This is a genomic window from Maribellus maritimus (assembly GCF_022267315.1).
Taxonomy (GTDB): Bacteria; Bacteroidota; Bacteroidia; order Bacteroidales; family Prolixibacteraceae; genus Draconibacterium; species Draconibacterium maritimum.
On record NZ_JAIKLE010000026.1, the window covers coordinates 96,032 to 109,140 of the forward strand.

Sequence of the window (13,109 nt, forward strand, 5' to 3'; positions counted from 1 at the left end):
CATCCTAAAAATCAAAAATAATGAAACGTATTTTCTCTTCATTCATTATTCTAATTTTGATCGTTTCATGCAGCAACAAAAACAAACTCAATACCAACGAGCAAAAATTGGCTGCTGAAATAAAAACTGAAGAATTACAAAAACTGGAAGCAGAAAAAGCAGCACAAGAAAATACAACCATTATCCCCGATTCTTTGCCTCCCGGATTTCGGTTTCAGGAAGATCGGTCGGTAGACCTGCAGTTCACACCTAAAGTTATTGATATATCTAATTTCCAAAACACCAAAAAAAATTTTAAACTTTCTGATTTAATCCATGAAATAAAATATATACCTCTGGAAAATATTCCAAATAAAATAAACGATAAATCTCTGGGATACACTCCGAAACTGGCGGATAATTATATTCTGATAAAAAGTGGTTTCAGTCTGTTTCTTTTTAATCGCGATGGTTCGTTTAAAGATGTGGTATGTGAAAGCCCAAACGGATATGTAGAAACTTCATCCGGAAGTGACATTCAAACGGCTACCATAAGTTCACTGAATAATGCAAAAGGCGTTTGGGGCGATGTTTGGTCCATCGGAAATAAGCTGTTTTATCGTTATGTCGATAATGGGGCCAAGAAGAATTTTCTTATGACTTATGATATGGATTCTCGTCAAAATCCCCTTTCATTACCTGCTGACAAAGAAAAATACCAGGTTGCTGCAAAAGGGAAAATTCAGGCCTCGTTAGGCATTGAACGGGAAGAAAGGTTTTCTGAGTATATTCCGTTAAGTGATGATTCATATGCAGGTATTAACCGCAAAACGAAATCGGCAATGCAGGGGCAGTTAATGACTTCCTTTCGCTTAAATGGCGATACGCTAACCTCATTCCCTGAATACGAAACAATTAGCAACTACAGCCACTCGGTTATGCGTGGTAATTTTCCGCAATTCATTTATCAATACAAAAATACAGCGACCTTCCTAAATACTTTTAACGATACCGTTTATCGGGTTATTCCCCCAAACAGATTGTTACCGGCCTACATTTTAAATATGGGGGAATATAAAATTAAAACACAGGAAGGTTTTACTCCCGGGCAGGATATTTCTTCGAAACTATACATTAAAGATTTTTTTGAAACACCTAAATATATCTACATTAAATTAATACAGGGTTACGATAGCCCCAATAACCGTAAAAATAAGAACATTAAGATTTACTATGTCGTTTATGAAAAAGAAAATGGCCGGTTATACCAGCTTCCCGTAAATCCAAAGGGTTACTGCGGAGCTTTTGAAGGTGTTCAAAGCTATTATGTTCCACAGGGAATTGTAAATGACATTGATGGTGGTTTTCTATTCTGGCCACAAAACGTAAATGCGAAAGGAGAAATTTATGAAGTTGTATCCGGTGAAAAGCTGAAAAAACACATTACTTCCGACAGATTCAATTATTCATCGGCATCGAAATACGAAAAAGATAAATTAAAAACACTGGCAGAAAAAGTTAAAGGTGACCAGTTAATTCTGATTGTTTATAAATAATCTGAAAATGAAATCAGCAACATTCATATTTGTTCTACTCTTTCTCGTCGCCTGCAAACCACGCAACAAGCTCAACACCAACGAGCAAAAACTGGCTGCTGAAATAAAAACTGAGGAGCAAGAAAAGAAGAAAGCCGAAAAAGCTACCGAAGCAAACTCAATTACAATCCCGGATTCTTTGCCGCCCGGATTCCGGTTTCAGGAAGACCGCAAAATCGATCCGGAGAATCCTCCTGAAATGATTGACATCGTTGGGAATCTCAACAACAAGAAGGAAATTAAACTTTCAGACATCACAAAACGTGTCAGGTATATCAGGCTGGCTCCTCCCCCCGACAGTATTTTTTACCAAACGCCGTTACAAATCATTTTTACCCAATCGAACATTATTGCTACATCACATTTCGGAACCTGCATATACTCCCTTACAGGTGAGTTTATTGATCTGGTTGGTGTTACTAAATTTGATTCACCCAATGGAATTCCACCGCCACCAATACCTAAAAACGATCCTTATTTTGCTAAATTTAATGATGCTCCGGAAAAAATAAAAAGCATCAGGAAAAAACAATATGGATTTACAAGCAAAGAGATATCCGGCATTTATGAGAATAATTTTTCTGGCGATGATATCTTTTTCAAATACAGGGACAGAGACAAAGAAGAATCCTATTTAATGAAATATAATGTTAAAAATCAGTCAAATTCCTTACCGCTTCCAAATAATAAAGAAACAAAAGATCTGGTGATTTTTAAAGGAGATAAAATTGTTTCATTAACTGATAAATCTACGTTCAACTATCACATTTTAAGCAAGAACAGCAAAATCGGCTATCAGAGGAAATGGAACTCCGCGCAGAATGGAATTATGTTACTGTTGGAAAATATGCAGGGCGACACACTTTGTATTTTTAAAGAATACGACAGGATTAAAAACTACGATGCAACTTTGGTCAGAAGTGTAGAAAGTGGGTCACAATATTTTTATAAAAACCAGTTTACTTATCGCAGCGCTTTTAACGATACCGTCTTCCGGCTAATTCCTCCCAACCGCCTACTTCCGGCCTTTCTTTTGAATTTTGGAGAACACAAACTAACTGCCCTGGAAGCCATACATCCAAATTACGACTTAGCAAACAAGTTTCTGATTAACAGCTGGACCGAAACTCCTGATTATATTTTTATCCGATATACAAAAGACCGCAGTACAATAAATTCGAGAGTAAATAAAACAGTAAAGTACCATTATGCTGTTTATGATAAAAAGCTGAAACAAACCATTCATTTGCCTGTCGACCCACTAAATTATGCGTATGAAATTGAAAACAATATTGATGGTGGATTACCGGTTTGGCCCGAATTAATCACCCAGGAAGGAAAGATTTATAAAGTGTTTGAAGGCTGGGAACTAAAAAAACATGTTCAATCGAAAGAATTTCTGCAATTGGAAATTTCCGCTGAGAAAAAAGAATTTCTGACACAACTAGCTGAAGCAGCCAGCGATGCAGAAACCATAATCATGATTTTGGAATAAAACATACAACCATGTTAAAATACAATTTGATAATCTTGCTCCGGAACCTCAAAAAAAAACCTGTTTATTCTACTATTTCAGTAGCCGGATTTACTTTTGGAATTGTGGCCAGTTTATTTATTTGGTTTTGGGTACTGGATGAACTAAGCTTTGAAAAATTTCATCCAGAGCATCAACAAATTTACCGGGTGTTGACATTATCGAAACAAGGTGATAATATTGTAAAATCGGCCAGCAGTTACGAAGCAATTGCCAGTACCCTAAAAATGGATTACCCTCAAATTGAAGATGCCACTTATATCAGTTACAGTTCTGAAGACTCGCCATTAAAAGTTGAAGGTTCAACAAATAAAATAGAATCACGCCGGGCCTGGGTCGACAACCAGTTTTTTAATGTTTTCCAGGGTTTTGAATTTTTGGAAGGAACCCGGAAAAACGCTCTTGACAACCCGAACAAAATTATCCTTTCAGAAAAAACTGCCCAAAAATTATTTGGCTCAGAACCCGCATTAGGAAAAACCTTGATTAGTGATAAGTGGAGTTGGGATGAAGTTTACACTGTGGGGGGTGTAGTGCGAATCCCTCAGCAAAGTCATATCGATTTTGGCTATTTGCTTTCTGAAAATGGAGGGAAAATGCCTGTTAAATATTCAAACAATTGGCATAAATCAGTTCATGTACACACCTATATTAAACTTCAAAAAAATGCTGAGATCAACGAAAACTTCAAGGATCTGGTGAGCGGACACATTGGTAAATACACCAATTCTACCGATAAACTATTGTTTCAGCCCATTGTCGACATACATCTTCACACCGATTATGAAACGTACCAGTACGACAAAAATATCAGCAACATAAAATATATCTGGATATTTTCAGGGCTGGCACTGCTTATCATTTTAATGGCTTCTCTCAATTTTGCATCACTTTCTGCAGCGCGGGCTTCAAAACGGGCCACCGAAATCGGAGTAAGAAAAGTTTCCGGTTCAAACAAAAAAAGCCTTGTAAAACAATTTATTATGGAGTCGCTGGCACAAACTGTTTTTGCAACCATTATCGCACTGTTTATCGTTGGGCTGTTTTTGCCCTGGTTTGGAAACCTGACTTCCAAAGAATTCTCATTTTCATTCACACCGCAACTTATTCCCTCCCTGTTTATCATTACCCTGCTGGTGGGGATCTTTGCAGGAATTTACCCTGCATTTTACCTGACTTCATTTAATCCGGTACTGATTTTTAAAGGGGGAAATCCAACCGGTTCAAAAGCCGGATTTACAAGAGGATTAGTGCTGGTGCAATTTACAATTGCCACCGTTTTAATTGTTTCCGGCATTACCGTTTACAAACAATTACAGTTTATCCAAAACCGCGATTTGGGGATTGATAAAAAGAATATTGTAGTCGTTCCTACAGGACTTTGGTATTCCATAAAAAACTTCAAACAGGAACTGCTCGAAAATCCAAATATCATCAGTGTTTCGGCGAGCGCTCAGGCACCTGTTGATTATGGCTGGCAACGAGGATTTTGGTGGGATGGAATAGATAAACAAGACACTTTACAGGCCAATATGCTTTGGGTTGATGAGGATTTTGCAAAAACCTACAACCTCAAAATGATAAAAGGCGATTTCTTAAAATTCAACTATTCCGATTACTGGTCGGAGTCAGGGAAAGCTAATAAAAGTAAAAAAGAAGGAAAAGAATACACTTTTTCGATACCGGTGGTGGTTAACCAAACTTTTGTGAAAATGATGGGAGTGGACAATCCCATTGGAATGAGATTAAATAATTCGAATGTAATTATTGGTGTAGTAAAAGATTTTAATTACCGTTCGTTATACAACAAAATTGGCCCGTTAGTTTTACAAAATAGTCCCGAAGCCATTCAAACACTAAACGTAAAAATAAGTCCGGTAAATCGTGCTGCAACACTGAATTTTATTCGGGATACTTATAAAAAACATCGCAACGAACGAGGATTTTCATACAGTTATTTTGAAGATGAACTGGAACAGGTTTACAAAGCCGAAACCCGTCTGGGAAGCCTCATCTTTATTTTTGGATTAGTTGCTGTATCGATTGCAGTTATGGGAATCTTAGGGCTCTCAGTTTTTGCCACCGAACGACGCGTAAAAGAAATCGGTATTCGAAAAGTAAACGGGGCAAAATTCTCCGAAATAATGGCTTTGCTGAATCTCGATTTTATAAAATGGGTTACAGTCGCATTTTTTATTGCTGCCCCCATATCCTTTTTATTGATGAATAACTGGCTGCAAAACTTTGCATACAAAACCCGTTTAAGCTGGTGGGTATTCGCACTGGCCGGTTTGCTGGCTTTGGGAATTGCTTTGCTGACTGTTAGTTGGCAAAGTTGGAAAGCCGCAACGAGGAATCCGGTGGAAGCGCTACGATACGAATAAACAATCTAAAACATAAAAACAATTAAGCTATGTACCACCTTAAAACAACCATACGCCGACTTTTAAAAGACAAAACTTTCCTGCTCACTAATGTCTTTGGTTTGGTAATTGGCATTATGTCATTTCTTGTTCTATTTATCCATGTTTCAAACGAAAAGAGTTTCGACAAGCATATTGTGGAACACGAAAATATTTACCGAATCAGCTCGACTGCCAAGGGCAATCCCAGCAAATGGGCCCGTAGTTTAGGTATTGTTTATTCCTCATCATCTGAAATTCCTGAGGTTGAACTGGCGACTCAGTTTATACATAGCCCTGTTGGAACCATAAAAATCGGTGACAACTCGTTTCAGCAGAACGATATTTTTTGGGTTGATGAGGCTTTTATTGACATGTTTAAAGTTAAAGCCAAAGTAGGCGACCTAATGGAATTGGAGAAGCCAAACACTGTCTTTATTTCAGAAGATTTTGCCCGGAAACACTATGGAAACCTAAATCCCGTGGGGCAAATCATCAAATTTGAAACTGCCCAGTATAAACAAGATATTGGTGATTATGAAGTTCGTGGAATAGTAAAAAACACCCACCCAAAAACACATTTTAAATACGAATTGCTAACATCTCAGAAAGGTAACGTACAAAGGGATTTTGAAGAATTATTACCCAACTTAAAAGTTTTATGGGCTTACAATTACTTTAAACTTCAGGAAGGTGCGTCTCCCATATTGGTAGCTCAAAAGTTAAAAGATTTTTGGGATAAAAGTTCTTTGAAACAGGAAGGTGGACCTAAAGATTGGGATTTTTCATTGTTCCCAATTGACGACATCCACCTGAAATCAGACTTTCGTTTTGAACTGCGCGAAAGTTCGAGCAAAATAAATATATCACTGTTTACAATAATATCCTTTGTTATTTTGCTGGTTTCGTTGCTAAATTTCACCAATCTCACCATTGCCAAGCTAATTAAACGTTCAAAAGAGCTGGGCTTAAAAAAATCCATTGGGGCTAACCAGTGGCAAATCATCAGGCAGGTATTAGCCGAGGTATTGATTGTATGTGTGCTGTCAATTGGTATTTCATTGTTATTTATTCAGGCTGTAAACCCCTTTGTAAACCAACTGTTTAACATAGATTTTAAAATATATTACAACGAACCGGCTATTTACTGGAGTATCCTGGCAGTTATTGGTGTGAGCCTCACGATAGCAGCCCTTTTTGTCGCTGTATTTTTTCTGCATAGAAATTCCACCATTGATATTCTTGCCCAACGGAATAATTTTTCAGGAAGTTATGTGCTAAAGAGCCTTTTGGTGGTACAGGTTGCGATTGTAATTGTATTGATATCGGGAACTTTTCTGGTGAACAAACAAATTGACTTTGTATTGAATAGACCCTTAGGATTTAATAAAGAAAATATTGTTGTGCTGGAATTAAAAGACTTTTCAAAAGATCCGTCAGTTTTTGCACGGGAACTGAAAAAACAAACATCTGTAGAGTCGGTTGGATTTACCCGGCAATACTTTGGATGGCCAACACAATCATTCACGCTCGACGGCTTAGGCCTTGAAGGAAGCGCAGAGGCTGTTTTTGCCAACTACGATTACCTTAAAACAATGAATATTAAGCTGATTGAAAACTGGATGAACCCTTCTGTGGATACTGTCCGGGGAGCAGTGATAAACAACCATCTGTATAAACGCTTAATAGAAAAATATGGTAGCCTGGAAGCGATCAATGCTTACCAGCAAACACAACAATTGGAAAGAGGAAGAGAAAATTATCAAATTATAAAATTCTTAGGTGTGGCTGAAGATTTTAATTACAATTCGGCACACGAAACCATTGGTGACTATGTTTTTTGGTTGGATGAATCATTAAACCGTGCACGTTTTATTCATATCCGCTTAGGTGAGGGAAGTTTGTATGCTGGTATGACCGCAGTTAAAAAAGTATGGAACGAGTACTACCCCAACCAGCAAATGGATTACTTTTTTATGGATGAAAAAATAGCACAGCAATACAAAGCTGAAACCATTCTGAGCCGCATTCTGTTTGCTTTTTCAAGTATCGGAATACTAATTAGCATAATAGGAATTAGTGCGTTGGCACTATTTATTTCGCAACAACGAACCAAAGAGATTGGTATCCGAAAAGTTAACGGAGCGAATATTTCAGAAGTAATGACACTACTGAATTCTGATTTTATAAAGTGGGTGACTATATCTTTTGTGATAGCTACACCGCTTGCTTACTATGCTTTAAATAAATGGCTCGAAAACTTTGCCTATAAAACCGGTTTAAGCTGGTGGATATTTGCCATGGCTGGTTTGCTGGCTTTGGGAATCGCACTATTAACAGTAAGTTGGCAAAGCTGGAGGGTAGCTACGAAGAATCCTGTTGAGGCACTTCGGCATGAATAACGTCGAGCAACATTAAACGAAAGAAAAGGTCATGATAAAATACTACCTAAAAACCACTTTCCGAAACTTGTTGAGAAATAGGTTTTATTCTGCAATAAATATTGTTGGATTATCCATCGGAATTACCGCATGTATTTTGATTATGTTGTATGTTCAATTCGAATTGAGCTACGATAAATTTAATGAAAAAGCGGATCGGATTTATAGGGTGAACGGTCTTGAAGTTTTAAATGGAGACAACTATAATCTGCCGCACACATCACCTCCTTTGGCGGGAGTAATGAAAGATGAGATACCTGAAGTTGAAGAGGCTGTTCGTTTAACTCATTACTGGCCAATGATCTTGGAATACAAAGACAAGATACTTAATGTAAGCAAGACGTGTTTTGCTGATCCTAACTTCTTTAAAATTTTTTCGACATCGTTTATTTATGGTGATCCAAGCACAGCTTTGTTAGATCCCTACTCGGTGGTTTTAACCGAAACTACAGCAAAACGTTATTTTGGAAATGAAAATCCTATTGGGCAAACGCTTTCCCGAAAAAACTATACCGGTTTTACTGTTACCGGGGTAATTGAAGATTTTCCGGAAAACTCGGATATAAAACCTGACTTTATTGGTTCATTCAAAAGCCGGTCGTACAACAACAGTATGAATTGGTTTCAGAATAGTTTTTATACTTATGTGTTGCTAAAAGAGGGCTTTTCTAATCGAGATGTGGATGAAAAACTGAAAAGTATTGTTAAAAAATATGTCGGGCCGTATGTGAAGGAGTATAAAGGGGTATCGCTTGAGGAACTAATGGCAAAAGGTAATAGACAAGAATATTATACACAACCTTTAACAGAAATTCATTTAGATAATACTGTAAAAGCAGGGTTAGAACCTTTGGGTAATAGCAATTACCTGATAATTTTCTCAATCATTGCAGTTTTTATACTGGTAATTGCCTGTATTAATTATATGAATATGTCCACTGCACAGTCGGTCAACCGTGCTAGAGAAGTTGGATTAAAAAAATCATTGGGTTCAAACCGCAAAAAACTTGTTCTACAGTTTTTATCCGAATCTGTTTTAATCACTTTAGCAGCGCTGACACTTGCCATGATTTTAATCAAAATTTTTCTTCCGGCTTTTAACGCGTTAATCGACAAGCAGTTGGTATTTAATTATATGAATGATTTTGGAACCATCCCTTTATTTCTGGTCTTGGGAATTGCAATTGGAATTTTGGCAGGCGCTTACCCTGCTTTCTTTTTAGCATCGTTTGATCCTATTAAAGTTCTAAAAGGAATTCATTTTTCTGATGGTTCGCATGGTAAATTGCGTAGCGGGTTGGTTGTGTTTCAGTTAATCGTAACCATTGTACTTTTTTCAGGAACCTTTTTCATCAGCAAACAGCTCAATTTTCTTCAGGAACAAAAATTGGGCTTTAACAAAGAAAACATGGTCATAATAGAAAATACAAATTATTTAGGGCCCCAATTGTCTTTGTTAAAAAACGAATTACTTGCACAACCAGGTGTATTACAAGTAACAAATTCTAATGGAATTCCCGGAAGAGATATGTATTATGAGACATTTGCTCATGATTTGTCTAACGTAGACCGACATGTAAGCGTGATTTGGACAGACGTTGATTTTTTAAAAGCATACGATATTGAGCTTACGCAAGGTCGTTTCTTCGAAGAAGGTAATCAGGCAAATGCAAAGTCGATAGTGTTAAATGAAACCGCCCTAAAAGAATTAAATATAAAAGATCCGATAGGTAAGAAAATATATAAGGGGCAAAAAACAGATGCGACTACTTTTACCATAATTGGGGTAATAAAAGATTTTCACTTCGAATCGTTGCACAAAGAAGTGAGTCCCTTAGGGATTTATAACAACAATGAAATGTTAAAGTATAATGGCAGGTTCTTAAGTGTCCGAATATCAGGAGATATTCAGAAAAATCTTAAAAAGATTCAGCAAATATGGGACAAGTTTACCGGAGGACAGAGTTTCGATTATGTATTTCTTGATGAAGACTTTGGTCGTCTTTACACCACAGAGGTGCGAACACGAAAGATAGTTTCAGTCTTTTCTGCATTGGCAATTCTAATTGCTTGTATAGGGCTTCTTGCCCTGGCAGCTTTTGTTGCCGAACAACGAACTAAAGAGATTGGGGTGCGAAAAGTGAATGGTGCCCGTATTGGTCAGATTCTGTATTCGTTGAACCGGAATTTTATGAAATGGGTAGTGATTGCCTTTGTAATATCCTGCCCAATTGCATATTACACTATGAATAAATGGCTCCAAGACTTTGCCTACAAAACCAGTTTAAGTTGGTGGGTATTTGCATTGGCCGGATTGGCAGCCCTGGTAATAACCATAATAACTGTTAGCTGGATTAGTTGGCGTGCTGCTACGCGCAATCCGGTGGAAGCGTTGAGATATGAATAAAATTAATTATAAATAAAAAACCTTAAAAATGTTTCATTATATTCTGAAGATGGCCTTTCGAAACCAGTCGAAAAATAAATTCTTTTCAATGATTAACCTGATTGGGTTATCTGTTGGGCTTGCTGTTACCATTCTTATTGTAAATTATGTTGCCTACGAGTATAGTTTTGATACTTTTCATTCTAAAAAAGACAGAATTTATCGGGTAGAAAGTCAATTTTATGAAGGTGATGTGCTTACCGACGACTGGGCTACCAGTACTTTTGGATGTGGAAAGGCAATTGCATCCGAGATTCCCGGAGTTGAAGATTACGTAAGATTAGGAATTCAAAATACGGAACAAACAGTTTCATACAAAGAAAAAAGAAGTACGGAAGACGGAATTGCTTATGCCGGCCCTTCTTTTTTTAATGTATTCGATTTTAAGTTAAAAGAAGGATCAAAAAAGGATGAGCTTGTAAGGCCCAATACCGTAATTATTACCGAAGAGGCAGCCGGGCACTTTTTCAAAGATGAAAATCCGGTTGGCAAAATCCTTACTTTTGCTTCCGGTTCCAGCTTTGTAAACTGCGAGGTTACCGGAGTTCTGGAGAATGTCCCTCAAAATTCCCATATTCACTTTAAATACCTCATCTCTGATGCTACCTTACCCGACTGGATGCAGGACTTCTGGTACCTGCACGAAACATATACTTATCTTTTGCTTTCTCCCGGGACAAGTCCGGCAGACATTGAAGCCAGCTTTCCTCAAATGGCAGAGAAATACAAAACCGGTGATGCATTAAAAGAGAAAAAATGGGCGATTTCGCTGGTACCATTAACCGGCATTCATTTACAGCCTCAAAAGCAGTATGAAAAAGAGGTAAAAGGGAATCGGAGTTCACTGGTAACTCTTTTAATAATCGCATTTGTAATTTTAGTTACAGCCTGGATAAATTATGTGAACCTTTCCACTGCTCAATCTATGGAACGTGCAAAAGATGTGGGTGTGAGAATGGTTTCCGGTGCTTTCCGGAGGCAACTTATCCGGCAATATATGATGGAATCGTGGCTGGTTAACATAGCCGCCGTTTTTCTTGCGTTCCTGTTTGTATTGGTACTTCGTCCGGTTTTTAACCATCTAATCGGATTTCATCCCGGCTTATTCCTTCTAAAGATGCCTGTTTTTTGGTTTTTCTTTATTTTACTTTTGTGCTTAGGAATTGTAGCTTCTGGTTTTTACCCTGCTTTTATTATGACCCGTGTCAAGCCAGCTGTAATTCTTAGGGGAAAATATTCCAATTCCGGTTCGGCAGGAATAACACGAAGAGCTTTGGTTGTATTTCAGTTTACCGCAGCGCTTTTTTTAATTTGCGGAACATTTATCGTGTACCGGCAGGTACAATTTATGCAGCAGCAACCACTAGGCGTTGATATCAACCAAACCATTGTTCTGAAATACCCGGTAACCAGGAGCAACTTAAATCAACAGGTAACTCTTTTTGCTGATAATATAGAAGAAGAACCTTTTGCACAGTCGGTGAGTCTCTCAGGTTCTGTTCCCGGGGCAGAGGTTGCCTTTTTTGCATCGAACCGGCTACAGGGGACAGATCCGGGACAAAACCGGATTTACGAGATGCTTACCATTGACGATCATTTTATAGAAACATTCAATTTTGAATTGTTGGCTGGCAGGTCGTTTCACGAAGGATTTGGAGACGACCAAAGAAATATGCTGATAAATGAAGCTTCACTGGCTCCGTTGGGGTTTAACAGGCCTGAAGATGCCTTGGGAAAACGCGTTATACTGGAAGGAACGGATGAACCTACCACGATTATCGGAGTGGTAAAAAACTGGCACCAGCGAGGCCTGACCAATGCTTTTACTCCCATTATGTTTATTCCTAATGGTCGCATCGGGTGGGTTCCTCCGCGGTTTATTGCAATAAAAACAACCGGGAAGAATTATGAAATGTACCTGAACCTGCTCAGGGAAAAATGGGATGAATATTTTCCGGAAGCCGGTTTTAATTATTTCTTCCTCGACCAGTTTTTTGATGACCAGTATAAAAGCGACAGGCGTTTCGGGAAGATTGTCTGGGTATTTACACTTCTTGCCTTTTTTATCTCGGTGCTGGGATTATGGGCGTTAACAACATTTACTGTAGCTAAAAAAATAAAAGAAGTAGGTGTACGAAAAGTATTGGGAGCCCGGATAATTAGCATTGTTTACCTGTTCTCCAAAGAGATTATAGCCCTCATTATGGTTTCACTGATTATTGCTACACCTGTTTCTTTGTGGGTAATGAAAAACTGGCTGAATAATTATGCTTTTCATACTAAAATAAATCCATTCATTTACCTGGGAGGAGGAATTGTTACGATTCTTGTTGCATTGTCAATAGTGCTGTGGCTAAGTTGGAAGGCTGCTACGCGTAATCCGGTGGAAGCGTTGAGGTATGAATGACCCCTTTATCACACAACCTCAACATTTCCCCTATCGAATAACAATTAAGGAGGAGGTTAAAAAGCAGTATTTGAAAATATAAAAATCTTCAATTGTACTGTAATGTTACAGATGCATTTAAAATCCGGTTTTTAACCATTCATAAGAGATCAAATGTATTTCATCTACAAAATTCTTTCTAATCGCAAATATTATCTACTTTGATTAATCATACCAATTTGAGTATATAGTGCCGCTGTATTATCTTTGAAGCATGGGAAGACAAAGCAAATTCAATATAAAAGAGGATTTAAAAGAACTTGAGA

The 13,109-nt window shown here is 37.8% G+C and carries 6 protein-coding genes; all 6 read left to right on the forward strand.

All coding sequences use genetic code 11. The annotated features are described in order from the left end of the window. Positions 1–20 precede the first annotated feature (20 nt). Genes K5G00_RS20460 through K5G00_RS20485 form a run of 6 tightly spaced genes read left to right on the forward strand, consistent with a single transcriptional unit; the run spans position 21 to position 12,804 of the window. On the forward strand, positions 21–1,535 hold the full coding sequence (locus K5G00_RS20460) for a DUF4933 domain-containing protein (protein ID WP_238768101.1): 1,515 nt from the start codon (positions 21–23) through the stop codon (positions 1,533–1,535). Between the two features lie 7 nt (positions 1,536–1,542). Then, complete coding sequence (locus tag K5G00_RS20465) at positions 1,543–3,069, forward strand: DUF4933 domain-containing protein (RefSeq protein ID WP_238768102.1); 1,527 nt, start codon at positions 1,543–1,545, stop codon at positions 3,067–3,069. A gap of 11 nt (positions 3,070–3,080) precedes the next feature. Continuing rightward, positions 3,081–5,492, forward strand: a complete 2,412-nt coding sequence (locus tag K5G00_RS20470) for an ABC transporter permease (protein ID WP_238768103.1) — start codon at positions 3,081–3,083, stop codon at positions 5,490–5,492. A gap of 29 nt (positions 5,493–5,521) precedes the next feature. Beyond that, positions 5,522–7,912, forward strand: a complete 2,391-nt coding sequence (locus K5G00_RS20475; protein ID WP_238768104.1) for an ABC transporter permease — start codon at positions 5,522–5,524, stop codon at positions 7,910–7,912. Positions 7,913–7,943: 31 nt separating this feature from the next. Continuing rightward, positions 7,944–10,358, forward strand: a complete 2,415-nt coding sequence (locus K5G00_RS20480; protein WP_238768105.1) for an ABC transporter permease — start codon at positions 7,944–7,946, stop codon at positions 10,356–10,358. Between the two features lie 28 nt (positions 10,359–10,386). Continuing rightward, the gene (locus K5G00_RS20485; protein ID WP_238768106.1) at positions 10,387–12,804 is read left to right on the forward strand and encodes an ABC transporter permease; all 2,418 of its coding nucleotides are present in this window, start codon (positions 10,387–10,389) and stop codon (positions 12,802–12,804) included. Positions 12,805–13,109 lie beyond the last annotated feature (305 nt).